19 protein-coding genes, 15 tRNA genes and 1 rRNA gene are annotated in these 20769 nt (G+C 52.3%); 5 read left to right on the forward strand and 30 right to left on the reverse strand.

What is annotated here, in order from left to right:
• Positions 1–10 precede the first annotated feature (10 nt).
• From ACTHPM_RS15700 to ACTHPM_RS15710, 3 genes are read left to right on the forward strand one after another with little or no spacing between them, the layout of a single operon-like run.
• Entirely contained in the window at positions 11–685 is a 675-nt protein-coding gene (locus ACTHPM_RS15700; RefSeq protein WP_440396225.1) for a GntR family transcriptional regulator, read from the forward strand.
• A 19-nt stretch (positions 686–704) separates the two neighbouring features.
• Positions 705–1799 (forward strand): mannonate dehydratase, encoded by a 1095-nt coding sequence (gene uxuA, locus ACTHPM_RS15705; protein ID WP_440395435.1) that lies wholly within the window; start codon positions 705–707, stop codon positions 1797–1799.
• On the forward strand, positions 1783–2637 hold the full coding sequence (locus ACTHPM_RS15710) for an SDR family oxidoreductase (RefSeq protein WP_440395434.1): 855 nt from the start codon (positions 1783–1785) through the stop codon (positions 2635–2637). Before uxuA ends, ACTHPM_RS15710 begins: the two co-directional genes overlap by 17 nt.
• Before the next feature lie 50 nt (positions 2638–2687).
• Here ACTHPM_RS15710 and pulA read toward each other — a convergent pair whose 3' ends face one another.
• The 3 genes from pulA to ACTHPM_RS15725 form a co-directional block, all read right to left on the reverse strand.
• Complete coding sequence (pulA, locus tag ACTHPM_RS15715) at positions 2688–4643, reverse strand: type I pullulanase (RefSeq protein WP_440395433.1); 1956 nt, start codon at positions 4641–4643, stop codon at positions 2688–2690.
• Between the two features lie 335 nt (positions 4644–4978).
• Positions 4979–5779, reverse strand: a complete 801-nt coding sequence (locus tag ACTHPM_RS15720; protein ID WP_440395432.1) for a TrmH family RNA methyltransferase — start codon at positions 5777–5779, stop codon at positions 4979–4981.
• A 51-nt stretch (positions 5780–5830) separates the two neighbouring features.
• Positions 5831–6493 (reverse strand): potassium channel family protein, encoded by a 663-nt coding sequence (locus tag ACTHPM_RS15725; RefSeq protein ID WP_440395431.1) that lies wholly within the window; start codon positions 6491–6493, stop codon positions 5831–5833.
• A gap of 130 nt (positions 6494–6623) precedes the next feature.
• On the opposite strand from ACTHPM_RS15725, the gene sspI reads away from it, so the two are divergent.
• Positions 6624–6857, forward strand: coding sequence for a small acid-soluble spore protein SspI (sspI, locus tag ACTHPM_RS15730; RefSeq protein WP_440395430.1), 234 nt, complete (start codon positions 6624–6626; stop codon positions 6855–6857).
• A gap of 61 nt (positions 6858–6918) precedes the next feature.
• Here the strand turns inward: sspI and ACTHPM_RS15735 are convergent, their stop codons facing one another.
• From ACTHPM_RS15735 to ACTHPM_RS15745, 3 genes are all read right to left on the reverse strand, one after another.
• Positions 6919–8502 carry a peptide chain release factor 3 gene (locus ACTHPM_RS15735; RefSeq protein WP_440395429.1) on the reverse strand — a complete coding sequence of 528 codons (1584 nt, stop codon included), beginning with the start codon at positions 8500–8502 and terminating at the stop codon, positions 6919–6921.
• Between the two features lie 106 nt (positions 8503–8608).
• The gene (gene zwf, locus ACTHPM_RS15740; protein WP_440395428.1) at positions 8609–10159 is read right to left on the reverse strand and encodes a glucose-6-phosphate dehydrogenase; all 1551 of its coding nucleotides are present in this window, start codon (positions 10157–10159) and stop codon (positions 8609–8611) included.
• A 194-nt stretch (positions 10160–10353) separates the two neighbouring features.
• Positions 10354–11109 (reverse strand): YwmB family TATA-box binding protein, encoded by a 756-nt coding sequence (locus ACTHPM_RS15745; protein ID WP_440395427.1) that lies wholly within the window; start codon positions 11107–11109, stop codon positions 10354–10356.
• A 171-nt stretch (positions 11110–11280) separates the two neighbouring features.
• Here ACTHPM_RS15745 and ACTHPM_RS15750 point away from each other — a divergent pair, with 171 nt between their 5' ends.
• A complete protein-coding gene (locus tag ACTHPM_RS15750) occupies positions 11281–11634 on the forward strand; it encodes a hypothetical protein (RefSeq protein ID WP_440395426.1) in 354 nt (117 codons plus the stop codon).
• 95 nt (positions 11635–11729) lie between these two features.
• On the opposite strand, the gene ACTHPM_RS15755 is transcribed toward ACTHPM_RS15750, so the two are convergent.
• The 24 genes from ACTHPM_RS15755 to ACTHPM_RS15870 form a co-directional block, all read right to left on the reverse strand.
• The gene (locus ACTHPM_RS15755; RefSeq protein ID WP_440395425.1) at positions 11730–12386 is read right to left on the reverse strand and encodes a response regulator transcription factor; all 657 of its coding nucleotides are present in this window, start codon (positions 12384–12386) and stop codon (positions 11730–11732) included.
• Positions 12358–13443: a histidine kinase gene (locus tag ACTHPM_RS15760; protein ID WP_440395424.1), complete on the reverse strand. Its 1086-nt coding sequence runs from the start codon at positions 13441–13443 to the stop codon at positions 12358–12360. The genes ACTHPM_RS15755 and ACTHPM_RS15760 overlap by 29 nt, the downstream gene beginning before the upstream one ends.
• A gap of 17 nt (positions 13444–13460) precedes the next feature.
• Entirely contained in the window at positions 13461–14108 is a 648-nt protein-coding gene (gene liaF / locus ACTHPM_RS15765) for a cell wall-active antibiotics response protein LiaF (RefSeq protein WP_440395423.1), read from the reverse strand.
• A gap of 163 nt (positions 14109–14271) precedes the next feature.
• Positions 14272–14973, reverse strand: coding sequence for a PspA/IM30 family protein (locus ACTHPM_RS15770; protein ID WP_440395422.1), 702 nt, complete (start codon positions 14971–14973; stop codon positions 14272–14274).
• A 3-nt stretch (positions 14974–14976) separates the two neighbouring features.
• Positions 14977–15471, reverse strand: coding sequence for a PspC domain-containing protein (locus tag ACTHPM_RS15775; protein WP_440395421.1), 495 nt, complete (start codon positions 15469–15471; stop codon positions 14977–14979).
• A 4-nt stretch (positions 15472–15475) separates the two neighbouring features.
• A complete protein-coding gene (locus ACTHPM_RS15780) occupies positions 15476–16153 on the reverse strand; it encodes a PspA/IM30 family protein (protein ID WP_440395420.1) in 678 nt (225 codons plus the stop codon).
• 51 nt (positions 16154–16204) lie between these two features.
• Entirely contained in the window at positions 16205–16501 is a 297-nt protein-coding gene (locus ACTHPM_RS15785; protein ID WP_440395419.1) for a LiaF transmembrane domain-containing protein, read from the reverse strand.
• 254 nt (positions 16502–16755) lie between these two features.
• Positions 16756–17958, reverse strand: coding sequence for an SLC45 family MFS transporter (locus ACTHPM_RS15790; protein WP_440395418.1), 1203 nt, complete (start codon positions 17956–17958; stop codon positions 16756–16758).
• A gap of 373 nt (positions 17959–18331) precedes the next feature.
• A tRNA-Leu gene (locus ACTHPM_RS15795) sits at positions 18332–18414 on the reverse strand.
• 14 nt (positions 18415–18428) lie between these two features.
• A tRNA-Arg gene (locus tag ACTHPM_RS15800) sits at positions 18429–18502 on the reverse strand.
• 14 nt (positions 18503–18516) lie between these two features.
• Positions 18517–18590 (reverse strand) — tRNA-Cys (locus ACTHPM_RS15805).
• A 10-nt stretch (positions 18591–18600) separates the two neighbouring features.
• A tRNA-Gly gene (locus ACTHPM_RS15810) sits at positions 18601–18675 on the reverse strand.
• 5 nt (positions 18676–18680) lie between these two features.
• Positions 18681–18755 (reverse strand) — tRNA-Gln (locus tag ACTHPM_RS15815).
• Between the two features lie 20 nt (positions 18756–18775).
• Positions 18776–18851 (reverse strand) — tRNA-His (locus ACTHPM_RS15820).
• A 34-nt stretch (positions 18852–18885) separates the two neighbouring features.
• A tRNA-Trp gene (locus tag ACTHPM_RS15825) sits at positions 18886–18959 on the reverse strand.
• A gap of 6 nt (positions 18960–18965) precedes the next feature.
• Positions 18966–19050 (reverse strand) — tRNA-Tyr (locus ACTHPM_RS15830).
• Between the two features lie 4 nt (positions 19051–19054).
• Positions 19055–19130 (reverse strand) — tRNA-Thr (locus ACTHPM_RS15835).
• A gap of 166 nt (positions 19131–19296) precedes the next feature.
• A tRNA-Asp gene (locus ACTHPM_RS15840) sits at positions 19297–19373 on the reverse strand.
• A gap of 71 nt (positions 19374–19444) precedes the next feature.
• Positions 19445–19518, reverse strand: a tRNA-Met gene (locus ACTHPM_RS15845).
• Between the two features lie 83 nt (positions 19519–19601).
• Positions 19602–19677: transfer RNA gene (locus ACTHPM_RS15850), tRNA-Val, on the reverse strand.
• Positions 19678–19697: 20 nt separating this feature from the next.
• A tRNA-Glu gene (locus ACTHPM_RS15855) sits at positions 19698–19772 on the reverse strand.
• A gap of 9 nt (positions 19773–19781) precedes the next feature.
• Positions 19782–19873, reverse strand: a tRNA-Ser gene (locus tag ACTHPM_RS15860).
• Between the two features lie 4 nt (positions 19874–19877).
• Positions 19878–19953: transfer RNA gene (locus ACTHPM_RS15865), tRNA-Asn, on the reverse strand.
• Between the two features lie 136 nt (positions 19954–20089).
• Positions 20090–20769, reverse strand: a 23S ribosomal RNA gene (locus ACTHPM_RS15870); the annotation flags it as partial.

Consider the following 20769-nt stretch of genomic DNA (forward strand, 5'->3'; position numbering starts at 1 on the left):
GTGACTCCCCATCGATACTTCGAAGTATACCGCTGCCTCTGCAGGCAGTATCGTTTACAATCGGCTGAAGCAGCAGATTGTCAGTCTGGAGCTCCCGCCCGGTACTCCGCTTTCCGAAAAGGAGGTCTCGCTGACCTTTGAGGTCAGCCGGACGCCTGTGCGCGAGAGCTTTGTCAGACTGGCCCAGGAGGGGCTGGTCATCGTGCTCCCGCAGCGGGGAACCCGTGTCAGCCTGATCGACTCCGAGCTGGTTGAAGAGGCCCGCTTCATGCGTGAGCAGCTGGAGAAGGCCGTGATTCGGCTCGCCTGCGAGCATTTTCAGGACGACATGCTGATCCGCCTTGAGAACAATGTATCCCAGCAGCAGGAGAGCATGGCACACCATGACGGCAAGCGCATGTTTGAGCTCGACGAAGAGTTTCACCGCATATTGTTCGAAGGGGTTCGCAAGCAAGGAACCTGGAACGTTATCCAGCAAATGAACGCGCACCTGAACCGCAGCCGCATCCTTTGGCTGTCCACAGACCCCCATTGGGGCGTGCTGTGCGAGCAGCACCAGGACATGGTTCACGCCATCCGCGGCCATGACGCGGACCGTGCCGAGCAGCTCATGAAGGAGCACTTGAGCTTAAGCATATCCAATTTGGCAACGCTGAAAGACCAGTATCCGGACTATTTTAAATAACACAAAGGCGGTGGGGACAATGCGTATGGTTTTCCGCTGGTTCGGCGAAGGCAATGACACCGTATCGCTGGATCACATCAAGCAAATCCCGGGCGTGGAGGGAATCGTGTGGTCGCTGCACGACGTTCCTGCAGGCGAAGAATGGCCAATGGACAAGATTGAGGAGGTTCGCCGGCAGGCTGACACATACGGCTTTCATCTGAATGTCGTCGAAAGCGTGAACGTCCATGAGGATATTAAGCTGGGGCTGCCCAGCCGTGATCTCTACATCCGCAATTACATCCGGACGATCGAGAAGCTCGCAACCGTTGGGGTCAAGGTGATTTGCTACAACTTCATGCCCGTGTTCGACTGGGTCCGGACCGATCTGCACAAGCGGATGGATGACGGCTCCACAGCACTCTTCTTCGAAAAGGCAAAAATACACGGCATCGATCCGTTCGAGCTTGTGCAAACCATTAATCAGAACAGCATGCTGACGATGCCCGGCTGGGAACCGGAGCGACTGGCCCATCTGACATCGCTGTTTGAAGCTTATCGGAACGTAACAGAGGAAGATCTGTGGGATCATCTCTCCTACTTTTTGGAGGCCATTATTCCGGCAGCCGAGCGCTGCGGCATTCAAATGGCCATTCATCCGGATGATCCGCCATGGCCCATTTTCGGACTCCCGCGAATCATGACGAGCCAGGATAATCTGCGCAGATTGTTATCGATCGTAGACAGTCCGGCGAACGGGATCACCTTATGCAGCGGTTCGCTCGGCGCGAATCCAGGCAACGACATCCCCGCGATGATCCGCGAGTTTGGAAGCCGCATCCCGTTTGCCCATATCCGCAACGTCCGCGTATACGACAACGGAGATTTTATCGAGACCTCCCACCGGACACAGGACGGCACGGTCGATATCGCAGCCATCGTCAAAGCTTACCATGACATTGGCTTTGAAGGTTACTGCCGGCCGGACCATGGACGCCATCTATGGGATGAAGAATGCCGTCCCGGCTACGGACTTTACGACCGGGCACTCGGTATCATGTATCTTTGGGGACTGTGGGATGCATACGACAACATCCATGCGAAAGAGAGGGGTTCCCATGCAGGCATGGCCTGATCATCCGTCGCTGAGAGGCAAAACAGCAGTCATTACGGGCGGAGCCGGCGTGCTCTGCCGGGCAATGGCTTGCGAACTCGGTCGGCAGGGGGCCCGGGTCGCCATCCTGAACCGCACACCCGGCAAAGGAGAAACCATTGCCGAGCAGATACGAAACGCCGGCGGCGAAGCCATTGCGATTACCTGCGATGTCACGGTCAAGGACAGCGTGCAGGCTGCAGAGCAAGCCGTGCTTGCAGCTTTCGGCCCTTGCGACATTCTCATTAATGGAGCAGGCGGCAATCACCCGAGCGCCAATACAACACATGAGACCTTTCGCATGGAGGACTTGGACCCGGTGGACATCACCAGTTTTTTCGACTTAAGCATCCCGGGCTTTCGGCAGGTGCTGGATCTGAATTTCGTAGGCACGCTGATTCCGACGCAGGTTTTCGCCCGCGGCATGCTGGGCCGTTCCGGTGCGGTCGTGCTGAATATCTCCTCCATGAGCGCCCCGTCTCCGATGACGAAAGTGCCCGCCTACAGCGCGGCCAAGGCAGCCGTCAACAACTTTACCCAGTGGCTTGCCGTGCATCTGGCAGAATCGGGCATTCGCGTGAATGCGATAGCCCCCGGTTTTTTCCTGACGGAGCAGAACCGGAAGCTGCTGCTGGATGAGAATGGATCACTTACCGAGCGTTCGCTTAAAATCATTGCCCACACGCCTATGCGCCGCTTCGGCGTCCCCGAGGATCTGCTCGGAACGCTGCTGTGGCTCGTCGACGAGACCACTTCGGGATTCGTGACGGGTGCGGTGATCCCGGTGGATGGCGGATTTATGGCCTATTCCGGCGTATAGTTTAAAGGGAGCTGTCCCTCGGGTCCATTGACCGGGCAGCTCCCTTTCTCCTATTCAATCATGAGCACAACCATACCGATGCCGGCAACAGTCAATTGCTCTGCTCTTAATTCCTGAACCTGTTCTTCCCCGAACCGTGGGCTCCAGGACCCCAGGGCAGGCAGCTCGACCTGCGTTTCTCCTGCCTTCGCGTGATAAAGCACGTATAGATGCTTGGCGGAATCGCCACCGGCATGCTCACGCAGCGTATAAGCTACGCTGCCTGCAGGCGACTCTTCGAAATGAAGATGCTCCCGGATCTGGGCAGCACTCCGCAGCCGGAAAGCCGGATGCTCCTTGCGGAGCCGGATAAGCTGCTGCATGTATTTTACGTCACCGAGATGCGCCGCACAGCGCTCCCAATCCAGCCAGTTGATTTCGTCCGGCGATTTATAGCTGTTCTCCACGCCCTGCTTGGTCCGCATAAATTCCTGGCCGGCATGGATGAACGGAACACCTTGGCTCGTCAGAATCAAGGCCGATGCCAAACGATGCATGTTCACGCGCTCTTCCTCGCTTACTCCTTCCGTAGACAGAACAAGCTTGTCCCACAACGTATGGTTATCATGGCATTCCACGTAATTGACGCATTGGATCGGCTCTTCCGCATACTGTCTCAGCCTTCCGTTATATTCGATTCCGCCTACAATTCCTTTGCGGATATCATTCTCAAAGCCGCTGGCCCCGCTAACAAATCCCTTATTCTCATGCATGAAGATGCTGCCCTTGATGGCATCGCGGAACCCGTCATTGAAATGTCCGATTCGCGGGAGCAGCCGGGCATTGGACTGGTTCGCCCGTTTCTCGGCCGGAAGTACGGTGTCCATATTCCAGCCTTCGCCGATCACGATGATGGAAGGATCGATTTCATCCAGTCTGCGGCGAATTTCATTCATCGTGTCTACATCGAGCAGCCCCATCAGATCAAAACGGAAGCCGTCGATATGGTATTCACGCACCCAATGAAGAATGGACTCGACGATAAACTTGCGGACCATTTTCCGCTCAGATCCGAATTCATTGCCGCAGGATGCTCCGTCCGAGAGCGTACCATCGCTTTGATAACGCAAATAGTAGCCCGGAACGAGCTTCGTAAAATTGATCAGATACCAGTCATACACATGGTTGTACACCACATCCATGATTACGCGCAGGCCTTTGTCATGCAGCGTTTGAATCATCTGCTTCATTTCGATAATCCGCACCGCAGGCTCATATGGATCCGTGGAATAAGAGCCCTCGGGCGCATTATAGTTTTTCGGATCGTAGCCCCAGTTGTACTGCGGCTGGTCCAGCTTTGACTCGTCGACGCTTTCGGTAGCATAATCATATACGGGCAGGAGCTGCACATGCGTCACCCCAAGACTTCGAATATGATCCAGTCCGGTCGGGATGTTTTTCGGTCCGCGGGTGCCTTCCTCGGCAAGTCCGAGATATTTGCCGGCATGGGTAATGCCGCTGCTCGGGTGAATCGATAAGTCGCGCAGATGAAGCTCGTAAATGACCGCATCTGTAGGCGAATCCAGTGGAGGCTTATCTTCCGTCCAGCGATTGGGATTCGCCGCTTGAATATCTATGATCGCTCCCCGGTCCCCGTTAATACCGACGGCCGCAGCATAAGGATCCACCGCTTCATTCCACTGCTCGCCGACCTTCACCTTGTACCTGTAACCGATTCCCTTGTAGTCTCCCTCCAGCCGGAGCGTCCACGTCCCCTGTACGTCCCTTGTCATCTCCATCTCTTCCGCAAACATGAAGTCCCATACCGGGTATAACAGCACCTTCGCCTCGGAAGCGGTAGGAGCCCAGAGCCGAAATTTTGTTTCTTCAGGCGTATAGCGTACGCCAAGATCATCGCCGTCGTAGGCGAAAAGCTCGTCGAATCGTGCATCGAAGACGGAAACGCCGTTCGTAACCGCCGGGTCGCCGTAATCCACAACGACATGATGTTCCTTTTGTACCGACACTTCAGCCACTCTCCATTATTTTGTAGTTATGCCAATATGCATGCCAGGCGGGGGTTGTGCCATGGCAGATCGTCGGTAAGCCGCCAGTTCTTTAAAAGTCTGTCCATGCTTGGTGAACACAACCCCTATGTTATTAACCATATGAGTCCCTCCCAACACCGTAAACGCTTGCATGAAGACTGATTCAGGATGTCCACCCTAGCCTACATGATTATGTTGGAAAAAAAATCCGCCAAACGAACCAGAAACCCTTGCAAACCCAAAAAAAGAAAGCCATTCACACCGCGAATAGCTTTCTGTCGTTTATTTATAAAACAAATGCTGCTTTCTTTCGTTCAATTGATTTCGTTAAAATCCCGCTGCCGCATCGCCTCGAACAGCATGACTGTCGAAGCCATCGCCACGTTCAGCGATTCCGCCTGTCCCTTCATCGGGATGATCAGCGCATCATCCACCAGCTGCTGCGCAGCAGCGGATACGCCTTTCGCTTCATTGCCGACGAGCAGCCACGAGGCCTTCGTAAAATCGTACCCGTAGCAGGTCGACGTTGCCTGCAGGCTCGTACTTACGATGCGCACGCCGCCAGCCTTGGCTTCTGGCAGAAGCTCCATCAGATCCCCTTCCACAACAGGCAGATGAAATATCGAACCCATGGTGGAACGGATCGTTTTCGGGTTATATATATCCGCCGAGCCCCGGCCGACGATCACGCCGTCCGCACCTGCCGCGTCCGCCGTACGGATAATCGTGCCGACGTTGCCGGGGTCCTGGACGCCGTCCAGAACGATGACCAGACTGTTATTCCGCTTCAAAAGCATGCCCAGATCCGCCGACTGCTTCCGGACAACCGCGAATACCGGCTGCGGCGTTTTCGTATCCGAGCACTTGGCGATGACGGCAGCGGAAACACCTATCCATTCCACTTCCGTGCCCGTTCCCGCGAGGGGCGACAGCTCCGATGGAATGCCCTGCTCGACGTCAAAGGCGACGCACTCCAGGTCGGCACCCGACCGGAGCGCCTCATGCACCAAATGAATGCCCTCGATAATGTACTTATGCTGCTTGTCCCTGTGCTTCTTCTCGAGCAGCTGCGCCCACTCTTTCACGCGGAGATTCTGCGTTGATAAAATATCCATGAATACCGTCCTTCTCAAGCCATGCGGATGAACTTAAGTTGCCCCGCGGGCTCACTTTGGATACGCAAGCTCCAGCTTCGTCAAATCACGTTTTTCGCCGACGATGACAAGAATGTCGCCTTCTTCGAGCCGATCATCCGCGTACGGCGAAATGTTCATTTTATTTCCCCTCTTGATCGCCATAACGTTGCAGCCGAAACGGGCGCGCACATCAAGCTCCTTGAGGTTTTTCCCTACCATATCTTGTGAAGCCTTCATTTCGAGAATGCTGTAATCGTCGGAAATTTCGATGTAGTCCAAAATATTCGGGGAGGTGAGATGATGCGCAACCCGCATGCCCATGTCCCGCTCCGGATAAATGACCTTGTCCGCGCCGATTTTGTTCAGTACCTTGCCGTGCAGCTCATTTTGCGCTTTGACGATGATCGTCTCCACACCGATATCCTTCAGAATAAGCGTCGTCAAGATGCTGGATTGGATATCTTCGCCGATCGCGACGACCACGACGTCGAAATTGCGGATTCCAAGCGCCCGCAGCGCTTCTTCGTCCGTGGAATCCGCCGATACGGCATGCGTTACAATATTGGAAACCGCCTGGGTTCGCTGTTCATCCGAATCAATGGCCAAAACGTCAAAGCCCATCTCGCTAAGTGCATTGGCTACACTAAATCCGAAGCGCCCCATTCCTATGACGGCGTACTGCTTCTTCGCCATTTGTTAACCCCCCGGGTTATAGAAGTCTATCCTGATTATTATATCACAGAGCACGAAAAACTTGAATTTTGGCGTGATCCCCGGGGAACATTATGAAGGCATCATGACTTTGCGAATGGAGGGAAAACAATTGCCGATAACACTTGATTTGCGCCAGGCCATCATTCATAAGGTGCATGGCAGCAATGATGCGGATCTCCGCGGGATGATCGAGGGCTCGGTCGACGGACCGGAGCAGGCTTTGCCTGGACTGGGCGTCATTTTCGAAATGATCTGGAAGAACATAGATAAGTCAAAACAGGATGAACTGGTCCAAATCGTGCAGGAGCATTTGAAGACCGTGACTCCGGGTCCGCTGACCTAGAATCCTAAAGCGCAAAACCAAAAACCCTCCGCGAAGGCCGCGGGGGGTTTTTGACGATCTATTAAGGAGCCGTATCCAGGAACTTGGCATTCGGGAACTTCTCCATGGCTGTACGCATCGCGTATTCATTTTCGAACAGGACGACGTAATTGCCCTTCTTATCCGTCACCAGCGTCGAGTTGATGCGGAATTTGCTTGCATCGATATCCTTGTCGACGATCCAGCGTGCGAATTGGTAAGGCATCCGCTGCAGCTGCACATCGACGCCGTACTCGCCCTTCATCCGGTATTCGAACACTTCGAACTGGAGCTGGCCGACGACGCCAAGAATGGTATCCTCGAAGCTGACGGTGCGGAACACCTGAATGGTGCCCTCCTCGGTCAACTGGTCGATCCCCTTCTGGTACTGTTTATGCTTCAGGGCGTTCTTCACCGTGACTTTAGCAAAAATCTCCGGCGAGAATGTCGGCAGTTCATCGAATACCACTTCGCTGCCTTGGCTGAGCGAATCCCCGATCCGGAAAATTCCCGGGTCAAAGAGACCGATAATGTCGCCCGGATACGCTTCTTCGACGATATCCCGGTCCTGTGCCAGAAACTGCTGCGGCTGCGACAGCTTGATGTCCTTGCCCACACGTATGTGCTTCACGCTCATGCCGCGCTGGAATTTGCCCGATACGATCCGCATGAAAGCGATCCGGTCGCGGTGGGCAGGATTCATGTTTGCCTGAATTTTGAAAATGTACCCGGCAAACTTTTCGTCCGAAGGCTCGATCTGCCCGGCCGTGCTGCTGCGCGGCTGCGGCTTCGGAGCCAGCTGCAGGAAGTTCTCCAGGAAGGTCTGCACGCCAAAGTTGTTGATGGCACTGCCGAAGAATACCGGCGTCAATTCGCCTTTCAGCACCTTCTCCATGTCAAACGGATCGCCGGCAACGTCCAACAGCTCCAAATCCTGGCACAACTGGTCATGAAGATAATCGCCAGCCATCTCGCGAATGATCGGATCGTTGTAGTCTTCTACCTTCTGCACTTGGATGGTGGAGTGGTCATTGCCTTGGAACAGCTCCACCTGATTTTTCATCCGGTCATATACGCCGCACAGATCGCGTCCGGTGCCGATCGGCCAGTTCATCGGTACAGAGCGGATGCCGAGCACCTGCTCAAGCTCTTCCATCAGCTCGAAGGGGTTGCGCCCTTCGCGGTCCAATTTGTTGATGAACGTGAAGATCGGAATTCCACGCTTCGCGCACACCTGAAAAAGCTTGATGGTCTGCGCTTCGACGCCTTTGGCCACGTCAATCAGCATGACGGCGCTATCCGCGGCGGTCAATGTGCGGTAGGTGTCTTCACTGAAGTCTTGGTGACCCGGTGTATCCAGAATGTTGATACGGTGTCCCATATAATCAAACTGCATCACGGAAGACGTTACCGAAATCCCCCGCTGTTTTTCAATCTCCATCCAGTCACTGGTTGCATGCTTGCTGGCTTTACGGGCTTTGACGGTACCGGCTAACCGGATGGCGCCCCCGAACAGCAGCAGCTTTTCCGTCAATGTCGTTTTACCCGCATCCGGGTGGGAAATGATGGCGAAGGTTCTTCGCTTATCGACTTCCTGCTGCAAGGCTTGATCTATCGCTTTGCTCATTTCACTATTCCCTTCATCACTAAAGTCATGTCTATTATTGTACCACATTCCCTACGCAAATCACCCCCATGCATAAGCTGCATGAGGATGATTATTTTCAATGTATTTATTTGTTAACCTGCCAAACGACGTTATCCTCGTCCTGACCGTTGACGGGCCACCAGTGGAAGCCGTCTTCCGCAAGCAGCTGATCCGCTTCTTTCGGTCCCCATGAGCCTGCCGGATATTGGCAAGGGCCTTCTGCGTCTTGCTTCCAGGCTTCTGCGATGCGGTCAACGAAGGACCATGCGGACGCAACCTCGTCCCAACGGGTGAAATAGGTCGAATCCCCGCGCGCTGCGTCATGCAGCAGGCGTTCGTAAGCTTCCGGCGAGTTGATGCCCACCATGCAGCTTTGGCAGAAATCCATCGCCAGCGGTTCGATCTCCGATTCCGAGCCCGGCTTCTTGGCATTGATTTTGACATAGATGCCTTCCATCGGATTGACCCGGATGACGAGCAGATTCGGTTCCAGCTTATGCTTCTGACCCAGGTAGACGTTGTTCGGCATCCCTTTGAATTCCACCACGATCTCGGTCGTTTTCACCGGGAGCCGCTTGCCTGTCCGGATATAGAAAGGAACTCCGGCCCAGCGGAAGTTATCCACGAATACGCGGGCCATGAAGTAAGTCTCGGTATTGGACTCTGGATCAACTTTATCTTCATCGCGGTAAGCAGGTAAATCGCGACCGCGCGAGCTTCCCTGAACGTACTGGCCGCGAACGACATTCTTCTTCACTTCATCATCGTTAGCGTACGGACGAAGCGAGCGAAGGACTTTCACCTTCTCGTCCCGGATATCCTCCGGAAGCAAGCGGCTTGGCGGTTCCATGGCGACCATCGTGAGCATTTGTAGCATATGGTTCTGACCCATGTCGCGCAGCGCTCCGGCATGATCGTAATAGCCGCCGCGTTCTTCGACGCCGACGGTCTCGCCGAGTGTGATCTGAATGTTCGAGATATGCTTATTGTTCCAGAGCGGTTCAAAGAAAGCATTGGCGAAACGGATCACTTCGATGTTCTGAACCATTTCCTTGCCGAGATAATGGTCAATCCGGTAAATTTCTTCTTCCTTGAACACCTGGCGGATTTGTTCATTCAGCTCTTCGGCCGATTTCAGGTCGTAGCCGAAAGGCTTCTCGATCACGAGACGCTGCCAGCCGGCACCGTCCAGCATGCCTCCCTTTTTCAGGTTGAAGGACACGCTTCCGAACAGCTCAGGCGCAAGCGCCAGATAGAAGATGCGATTGCCCGGGATACGGAAACGTTCTTCCAAAGCGATCGTCTGTTCATTCAGCTCGCGGAATCCGTCCACATTGTTGATATCCAGGGACTTAAATTCGAAATGCTGGGCAAAGGACTTGAAATCCTCGTTGTTCTCAGCCTTATAACGGCAAAATTCCTGGATGGAGTTGTAAATGTCCTCACGGAATTCTTCCTGCGTACGCGGACGCCGCGCAACACCGATGACGGCGAAGTCTTCGGCTAACTTTCCTTCACGGTATAAACTATAAATTGCCGGAAACAGCTTGCGTTTTGCCAAGTCTCCGGTTGCTCCAAAAATAAAAAATACAGCGCCTGGTGTCTGCAACGTTTCTAAATTTTGATTTTCAGCCATGGCCCTCATTCTTTCCTATGTAGTATAGTGTATTTTTTTATACAAAAAAGGAATGCCTGCACTCCTACAGGCTTTTCAAGACAGGTTAAAAATGATGTTACGTCATTTTAGCATATTCATGAAAATGATGCCATCCGTTTTCTTACAAAATCACTCCGATATTATAGCCATCCTTTGACGGGAGTATCCGGGGTTCAATATTCAATCGTAATGACGGGAAGCCCAATCGTAACGCGGTTTTCTCCGCTTGTCTCGTCCTCGTGGACAGCCACCTGCATGTTCAGCCACGTATTCCCGCTTCGTACGCGTGAGCTCAGCGAAGGCACCTGGTACGCATTACTTACCGTCGTCTCGTCTTCATAGGTTTCCATCGGTACGGCATCAAGACTGCGAGCCAAGCTTCCTTCGATCCGGTTCATCGTGTCGGCCGCGTTCCCTTCTTTATTACCCGTTCCCTGCAAAGATGCATTCCATTTTGCGTCAATGCCTGCATTCCGCATTTTTTCGCCGAATTCCTGCTGCAAGTCCGTTAGATCATCCCACCCTTTAGCCGCCTCAGCCTCCAGCTGGATGATAATGTAGCTTTGATCCGGGTTTATTTCCTGCCAATTGAAGCGTATATTAACGTTATTTTTCTCGTCCAGCACGCGATAAGTTTTGTGACCGTCTTCCATTAATTCGGCTACGGGCGGCAGTTCAAGCGATTGACTCAGGTTCCGGGCTGCGGCTTTCGTATTCTTTTGCCCGCTTGCGTCCCATTCTCCCTGCCATTTGATGACGACGCGCTGCGGCTGGTCTATCATGTCCTGACCAAGGTCCAGCAGCGTTTGCAGCTCAGTGGCCTCCCTAGCTTCCGCCTGTGTTACGCCGTTCCAAAAGTCCCCCCATGCGAATCCCATAACGGCTGCACAGATCAGGCCCATCCCGATCAGCTTGGCAGTTGCCTTCATCGTCACCATCCCCTTCATTCATAAACTATGAATCTACTAAAAAGGATGTCCGATTTCCGAGACTTTTATACTCCTCTACGCACACGGATAAATGGGTGAATAACCATGGCGCCAACGCCTAAGCTTGAATACATTGTTAACAAAAATAGAAGAGGGAGGATTGACCCTTACATGATCCCTATTTACCCCCTTACGTCTGAAAACATCAGTCAGCATCGCGGTAAAATGGTTCTTGCGTGCCTTCATGACGGAAGAACTTACGTTGGAAGATTAACGCATTGTAAAGATGGTCACATCATATTGAACGGTGAGGAAGAGTCAACTCTTCATGCTGCCAACCTTAAATCGAGCAAAAAGCGGCCTGCAGCCACCAAAAAGCATGGCCCCGTCGTCAACCCCAAAGCCCAGGTTAAAGCATTTTACCCGCCATATGGGTATGGGTATGGCTTCGGTTATCCAGGCTATGGTTACGGCGCTGGTCTCGCCCTGGGCCTGACTACGCTGGCTCTGCTCTTCCTGATCTAAACCTACAAAAATGCACCCATGTGCGATTCTTCAGGCACCTGTAAAAGGGTACCCCAAGTCGCATGGGTGCTTTTTTCGAATCCATTTCTATGGTTTTATTCGGCAAGCCCATTTTTGTAAGCATAGATCGCGGCCTGCGTCCGGTCATCCACGCCCAGCTTGGCAAGAATGTTCGTGACATGGAACTTGACCGTCTTAATGCCGATAATTAAATCATCGGCGATTTCCTGATTCGATTTGCCCTGCGCCAGCAGCCGCAGTACATCCATTTCCCGCTCGGTCAACTCTTTGTGGGCCGGGGCCTCCGACTCCGCATGACGGAAACGGTTCATCATTTTGGACGCCACCTGGGATTCCAATACCGATTGTCCGCGCGCCGCTGCGCGTATGGCTTCGGCAATCTCGCTCGCTCTGGACGTTTTCAGCAGGTAGCTGAACGCTCCTGCCTCAATAACCGGATACATCTTCTCATCGTCTAGGTAGCTGGTCAGCACGATGACCTTGCAATCCGGATACAGCTTGAGCAGCTGCCTTGTCGCTTCGATGCCGTCCATGCCGTCCATGACCAGATCCATGAGGACCACATCGGGCTTATATTCGCGCGCCAGGCGGATGCCCTCCTCGCCGCTTCCAGCCTCGCCTACGACTTCAATTCCGTCTTCCGTGCCGAGCACTGCCGCGAGGCCGATGCGCACCATCTCGTGATCATCCACGAGCAGCACCTTAATTTCCGGCTTTTCCAACTCCTCCATGTTCGTCATCCCCTCCCTTGTCTTCATTTACGATCGGAATCGTAATTTCGATTCGCGTTCCTTTGCCGGGAGCGGTGATGAATTGAATGGAGCCGCCGATTTCATTCACTCGTTCCTGCATATTGGAAAGGCCATAAGAGGCCTGTTTTTTCTCATCCAGCTCGAAACCCTGGCCATCGTCACGCAGCATCACCCAGACGGTATCCTGCTTTTGATGAATCCGGATTTCCATTTTTTCCGCCTTGGCATGCCGCAGCGTATTGGACATCGCTTCCTGAATGATCCGGAACAGATGGTTCTCGATCCCTTTCAGCAGATGAATGCCTGTATCCATCTCAAACACGATATCCATCGGTACCTTAACCTTAAGCTCTTTCACGAGTTCTTTCAAGCCCTGCTCAAGCGGCTTGCCTTCCAGGTACACCGGCCGCAGATGAAGCAGAAGCGCCCTCATCTCCGACTGCGCTACCGCAGCCATCTCTTCGATCAGAGCTACCTGGCGCTGCGCTTTGTCAAAATCCTTCGCGAGCGTCCGCCCCACCGCCGTTGCCGTCATCGAAATCGCGAACAGCTGCTGCGACACTGCATCATGCAGCTCGCGCGCAAGGCGCTGGCGTTCTTCCACAATGGCGGACACCCTTGCCTGCTCGGCAAGCTGCGCATTATTGGTGGACAGGCGCTGCAGCGAGGTGACCTGCTCCTCCCATTTTTTGCTGATCCGTCCAAGCTGCTCCCCAAGACGTCCCACCTCATCCAAGCCAAGCTCCGGAACATCCCGGGTCAAATTTCCCTTTTCCCAGGAGAGCAGCGTATCCCGCAGCATTTCCAATCTTCGTTTCGTACGATAGCTTTGGTAAAAGCCGTATACCGCCCCGATTCCTATCGGAACGAGAATCAGCGTTGTCACCGCCTGCACCACTCTTGTCCAAGAATCGAATGGAGCCAAATAACCGTATGTATACATCACGTACAAAATAATCAGCAGCAGTACAAAAGAAAGAAGGGCCCCCTCGCCCATGCTCCGGGAGACCATATTGACCGGCTTCTTTGATTTCATGCGGGGTACCCCCTTTTTTAGGATATGTGAATGTCCAAATCTCCAACGAGATATGAAACGATAAACTTCACTTTTTGATCGCTGGTATCGTAGTTAGGCGATTTCCAGTTCAGCCGGTTCATCATGCCGTTATCCCGATGTCCGCGGAAATCGATGGAACCAAACAGCACGAACGCCTCGATCTCTACGCCATAATACTCGGGAACATGAAGATCCATGTCGCCCATAATGCCCTGAAACATCATCACGGTTTCCTTGTCTTCCGGCATGGCCAGCGACAGGTCGAGATCCGCCTCTCCAAGCACATGCCAAACGCTCATGCTGCGCATGACCCAAGGCTGCTGGTCCCAGTCGAAATGCGACGAAAAATTCTGTTTTTGAACGAAACCTTCCTTCGGCTGCACCTTCTTCGCTTTGACAAAAAAGAATCCCAAGGATAAGAGCGCGATGCCAAGCACCATCATTAAATGATCCAGCAGCAGCAAAATAGCGCCGACCGCCAGCAAGCGATAGCCTCTTTTCACCTTACCGCCGCGAATCGTATAGATTCCCATGAGCAAGAACAGGAGTGCGACGATGGTAAAGAACCCGACCCACTTGCCGACCAGCATGAGAAGGCCAACGCCGATGAGTATAACCGCAATCACGCGATTTCTATTGTCCATGCCGCACCTCCTTGTGATGTCTGCTTATAGCTATAGTAAAGTTTGAAAAGCCATATGGTGCAGGCTATCACACCAATATGGCTCTCCTCTTTTGAATCGAACAAAAGAATTTGCTCATTATTCACTTTTCATAGCATATCATACTGCCCTATATTGTGAATACTTATTCTTTCGTTGTTTTGGATGTGCTGCTTGAAGGGTTCATCTTGCTCTTCAACGCGTTCAGCTGCTCTTCCACCTTCAACTGCTTTTCGGCATCCTCAGGACTCGTGAATGTGCTTGCTGCCGGACGGTAAGGGGCACGCATGACATCGGCTTCCGCTTCCAGCTGCATGATTTTTTCTTCCATGCGGTGGAATCCAAGGGATGCACTGCCGCTTTCGATCGTATGCAGGCTGTTGATTTGGGACATTTGCTTTTTGGCCTTCGCCATTTGTGCACGTGTCACCAATTCGTTGCGTTTGTTGCGCATTTTGTAGAATTCGTCTTTCATGTCATGCAGCTGCTGTACCAGCTCTTTGGCTTGAGTTTCGGACTGCGCATGCAGATCGCGGTATTCGCCGATCTTTTGATCGAAGTAGATTTTTTCTTCCAAAAGCTTGCGTGCAACTTCCTCCTGACCATTCTTGAGGGCAAGCTCGGCTTGCGACTCACGCTGCACGGACATTTTCTCGGCTTCCTCCACGCGCTGCTTCATGCGGCGTTCGTTAGCCATTTGCTTCGCAACCGTCACCTCAGCCTCGTGAATTTCAGCCTCCATATCGCGGAGATATTGGTTCAGCATAACGATTGGATCCTCTACTTTATCCAGCAATTCATTGACCGACGCCTTTGTCATATCTTTCAATCTTTTAAATACTCCCATGTTTTACACTTCTCCCTTCTCGTATTTGGACAATTTTTTCTTCAGTTCTTCCAGCTCTTTCTTCATAGCCTTTTTCTCAATGTCTTCCATCATGGCATCCAGATTGGATGCTTGGGAAGAGAAGCTTCCGGCAGGTCTGCTGCCAAAAGACGGATCATTATATTTGCTTCTTGGGTCGAAGGATGGGCCGCCGTAGCCACCGTTACCTCCGTAACCGCCATTTCCTCCGAAGTAACCGTTATTTCCGGGCTGGCCGCCATAATAGCCGCCTGCTCCGGGACCCGGGCCTGGTCCATACGGATTGTATGGAGGCACCGGCTCTTTCGGCACAACCAAGGAAGCGATGAAATAAATGAACAGCGTAGTTCCACCCGTGAAGAAAATCGAGATGATGAACAGAATCCGCAGCAGCGTGGAATCGATGCCGATCGTCTCCGACAGTCCGCCGCAAAGTCCCGTGACCATCTTATCCCGCGTCGAACGGTAGAGTTTGCTCATGATGTTACTCCTTTCCGCTGTTGTTCAGCTTTTGTTTCAACCGGGCCAGTTCCTTTTCCAAAATGCCGGATACTGTTTCGCTGGCCTGATCTAAGTACTGTTGACCCATACGGCGCAGATCGCGAAGGCTTTGTGCTTCAAGCTCCCAATCGGAGATCCGGTCTTCGAGGCGGTTGAACATCTTTGGAACGTCCTGCCCGCCGCCGTAGCCGTCCATCCGCTGGTTCATGCGCTGCTGGAGCCGTAACGTCTCCATGCGGGCTGCATAATATTGGCGTTTGTTGTATACAGTTTGATACTCCATTTTGAGGTCGTTCAGCTGGCTTTCCAGATCGATCAGAGACCGTTTCGTGGTATCCAGCAGTTCGCTGTATTGCTCCAGCTTTTCTTCGTAAATGATCTTTTCCTGCAGAGCCAGCTTGGCGAGATGATCCTCCCCGGCCTTCAAGGCCAGTAGCGCCTGCTCTTCACGCTTGTTCTTCATCGACTCCGCTTGGTCCACCTGCTGCTTCAGTTGTCTCATATGTGCCGTAGACTGCTGTACCAGCTTCTCTGCTTCGACAATGTCTTCCCGCGTAGTTGCCAGAAACTGATCGATCAGCCGAACCGGATCCTGACTTTGTTCCAAACGTTCATTTAAATTAGCTGCGGTGATATCCCGCACCCGGCGAAAAACACTCATCTTGTGTAGCCCCTCCTTATTCGTTTTTTTCCTCGTCGAAGTTTATTTATGTTAGTAGGAATTTCTTTTTCCCTTCAGAAGGGAGATTCCGAAGATCACCAGCGCGATGCCGAGCAGCGGTCCGATGAACCAGGACAGTTTCGCCAGCAGGGACAGGATACCGAACCCGAGGATGATGGTACCGATCACCACTCTGCCTCTGCGGATACCGTAATAACCAAGCACGATCATCAGGATCGGGAAGAGCAGGCCAATCAGTTTACCAAACAGAGGTGCGAACAATCCGAGGAGCATCAGGGCCCCGATGACGATTAATACGATTGCTGTTCCGTTGTTGCGGTTTTTCATGCATTTCTCACTTCCTTTCATTGCATCAACCTTATGTCTTTATTTTAGGTGGTTCGGCCGTTTTCCAAAACAGACTGCAGACGGTTTTTCGTACTGGACCTTAGACGGGGAACGTTTCAGACCTAAGGCTATCCGGTATCGCATCTCAATGAACCTCTCCCCGGCAAAATGCCCTCAAACGCAAAAGGAGCGCTGGATTGGATCCAACGCCCCTTAGGCGACGAAGTTAGGTATGTTTGCTCTAACACCAGCGTTTAGATATTCGCCTGCACCGCTTCCTTCGGTACCTCTGCGCTTTTCCCGTGATGCTTTACGAGCGTAATGAACAAAAGCGCGACCAGCATGCCACAGGAAGCATAGATGAATAAGGAGCCATAGCCGAACTGATCGATGAACCAGCCCAGTAGCGGTGGCGAAGCAATGGCCGCGAGCGAAGATACCAGATAGTACAGTCCCGTCCGCGTCCCGATGCTTGTTTCGCTCCCGATCGATACGACGAATGGATAGGAGTTGATGTTGATCAAGGCCCAGCACATGCCGCCCAAGGCAAGAAGGAGCCTGAGCAGAAGGAGCGTCTTCGCCAGCGGAATGGCGGCAAACACGAGGAACAAGCCGATGACGCCTGAGATAATGATTTTCCTTTTGCCATACCGGTTTCCGAGCCATCCGCTTGGAATCGCGAACAATACGAAGAACAAGGAAAAGAACGTGAGCGAGAATCCCGCCGCTTTTTCGGATAATCCCATATGATGCTTACCATATAGGGTAAACATCGCCTCGACCCCCTGATAAGACACGAACCAGAAAAAGATCGCAATAAGCAGCAGCACGGTCGTGCGGTCCAGTTCGCCCTTCAGTTTAATTCTAGGCTGCTTCTCCACAGGCAGCGATACGATGACGTCCCTCTTCTCTTTAATGAAACGAACCAATATGAATAAACAGATTAAGGTAATGATCGCTGCCGCCACAAATGGGAAAGCAGGATTCGCTCCATACAATATCGATCCGGCACCGAAAGCCAAAATGCCGCCAAAGCCACCCATGAAGTTAATGATCCCGTTTGCTTTCGTGCGCTGATGATCCGGCGTGATATCCGGCATTAAGGCGACCGTAGGCGATCGGTACACACTCATGGAGAGGTTCATCAGCATCATGAATAGAACAAGTGTAATCAAGCTCGTATGTAAGGGAATGAGTATTACAAACACCGCTGCGAGCGGCATTCCGATCATCATAAACGGCATGCGCTTGCCGAAGCGGGTATTCGTCTTATCGCTAAGGTTACCAATCCAGGGCTGCAGGAACAGGGCGAAATAATTGTCGATCGTCATCATAAAACCAATCAATGCTGCACTCTTCAGATAAGGATCGAGAAAGAAAGGAACAAAGGCATTGTACAATGCCCAGGTGATGCTGATGCTAAAAAATCCGAATCCCAGCAGCCACGTCCTTTTCATGCAGAATCACCCTCCACTCCGGGACAATTCATCATTACATGTGGTGCATCCATTGTCACATCATGTATACTCATTGTTAGTTGCATTTGAAGCGCTTCCATATTGTATTGCCCTGAAAATCGACCCACACTCCAGCTGCAGGCTGCTGCGTAATGAACGTTCAATCGGCTGTCCCCCATTCGGCATTTTGGTTTTCTATATTATACAATAAGTTTACTTACTGATTGTTCATAAATTTTATAGGAGCAGGCTTGGAAAAAAATAAAATATTCATAACAGCTTGTGCAAAAATTGTGGACATCCTTTACTACCCAATTCTTGCACAAAAAAACCTTCATCTGATTATTCAGATGAAGGTTTTTCGATTCATCAATGCTGGTGAAGGGACTTGAACCCCCACTCCGTCGCCGGAAGCGGATTTTGAGTCCGCCGCGTCTGCCATTCCGCCACACCAGCAAGTGAAGATAATACGCGCCCTAAGAGATTCGAACTCCTGACCTTTTGATTCGTAGTCAAACGCTCTATCCAGCTGAGCTAAGGGCGCATGTGAAGTTGTAATGGAGGCGCCACCCAGATTCGAACTGGGGATAAAGCTTTTGCAGAGCTGTGCCTTACCACTTGGCTATGGCGCCATATAATAATTGGAGCGGACGACGGGAATCGAACCCGCGACCCTCGCCTTGGCAAGGCGATGCTCTACCGCTGAGCCACGTCCGCATAACTGGCTGGGGATATAGGATTCGAACCTATGCATGACGGAGTCAAAGTCCGTTGCCTTACCGCTTGGCTAATCCCCAACAGTTGATTTGAAAATAAATGGGGCGATCGAGGGGACTTGAACCCCCGAATGCCGGAGCCACAATCCGGTGCGTTAACCCCTTCGCCACGACCGCCATATCAAACCTATATACTTCACTAAAAACAATGTGGCAGGGGCAGCAGGAATTGAACCCACACTAACGGTTTTGGAGACCGCTGTTCTACCTTTAAACTATGCCCCTAAATACTGGTGGAGGCTGATGGATTCGAACCACCGAACTCGTAGAGAGCAGATTTACAGTCTGCCGTGTTTAGCCACTTCACTAAGCCTCCATAATGGTGCCGGCGAGAGGACTTGAACCCCCAACCTACTGATTACAAGTCAGTTGCTCTACCAATTGAGCTACACCGGCACAGTGTAATAATTATGAACGGGATTCTCATCCCTGGAGCTTTGTTATGAATGGCGGAACCGACGGGATACTCTCTCTTCGTTCGAGACTGCGAAGCAGCGCTAACGAAGCTGATGCTCCGACGAACCCGATATTCGGATTCTCATCCCTGGAGCTTTGTTATGAATGGCGGAACCGACGGGATTCGAACCCGCGATCTCCTGCGTGACAGGCAGGCATGTTAGGCCTCTACACCACGGTTCCACGGCCTTATGACATCCCCGGAAAGTATTCGGAATATGCTATGAAGCATTTCTTCACTTTTTGGAGATTAATTGCGGGGGCAGGATTTGAACCTGCGACCTTCGGGTTATGAGCCCGACGAGCTACCGGGCTGCTCCACCCCGCGTCAGTAATAATGTATTTAGTTCTTGGGCCCCTAAAGTATTCGGAATAAGCTGCAAAGCTTTAACTTCACTTTTTGGGGTATAGTGGTGGAGGCTGAGGGGATCGAACCCCCGACCCTCTGCTTGTAAGGCAGATGCTCTCCCAGCTGAGCTAAGCCTCCGAAAAGATCTTTAATATAAATGGTGACCCGTAGGGGATTCGAACCCCTGTTACCTCCGTGAAAGGGAGGTGTCTTAACCCCTTGACCAACGGGCCAAACTATAATGGCGGAGAGAGAGGGATTCGAACCCTCGAGACGCTTTTGGCGCCTACACGATTTCCAATCGTGCTCCTTCGGCCAACTCGGACACCTCTCCATAATGGCTCCCCGAACAGGACTCGAACCTGTGACAACTCGATTAACAGTCGAGTGCTCTACCAACTGAGCTATCAGGGAACAATATTTAATTCAGGTTTTGATCACCTGAAAACTAGATACGAAACGAATTTACATTTTAGAAATTGTCTCCGTAGCTCTTACTCCGATGCAAAGCGTAACGCTTCCGAAGCAAGTTTCCCTACGGAAAACTTTTTAGGATAAGCCCTCGACCGATTAGTATTGGTCAGCTCCATGCATTGCTGCACTTCCACCTCCAACCTATCTACCTCGTCGTCTTCAAGGGGTCTTACATACTGGGAAATCTCATCTTGAGGGGGGCTTCACGCTTAGATGCTTTCAGCGCTTATCCCGTCCGTACGTAGCTACCCAGCCATGCTCCTGGCGGAACAACTGGTGCACCAGCGGTACGTCCATCCCGGTCCTCTCGTACTAAGGACAGCTCCTCTCAAATTTCCTACGCCCACGACAGATAGGGACCGAACTGTCTCACGACGTTCTGAACCCAGCTCGCGTACCGCTTTAATGGGCGAACAGCCCAACCCTTGGGACCTACTTCAGCCCCAGGATGCGATGAGCCGACATCGAGGTGCCAAACCTCCCCGTCGATGTGGACTCTTGGGGGAGATAAGCCTGTTATCCCCAGGGTAGCTTTTATCCGTTGAGCGATGGCCCTTCCATGCGGTACCACCGGATCACTAAGCCCGACTTTCGTCCCTGCTCGACTTGTAGGTCTCGCAGTCAAGCTCCCTTCTGCCTTTGCACTCTTCGAATGATTTCCAACCATTCTGAGGGAACCTTGGGGCGCCTCCGTTACTCTTTAGGAGGCGACCGCCCCAGTCAAACTGCCCACCTGACACTGTCCCCATACCGGTT

It is taken from the genome of Paenibacillus sp. SAFN-054, from assembly GCF_051966755.1.
GTDB lineage: Bacteria > Bacillota > Bacilli > Paenibacillales > Paenibacillaceae > Paenibacillus_AQ.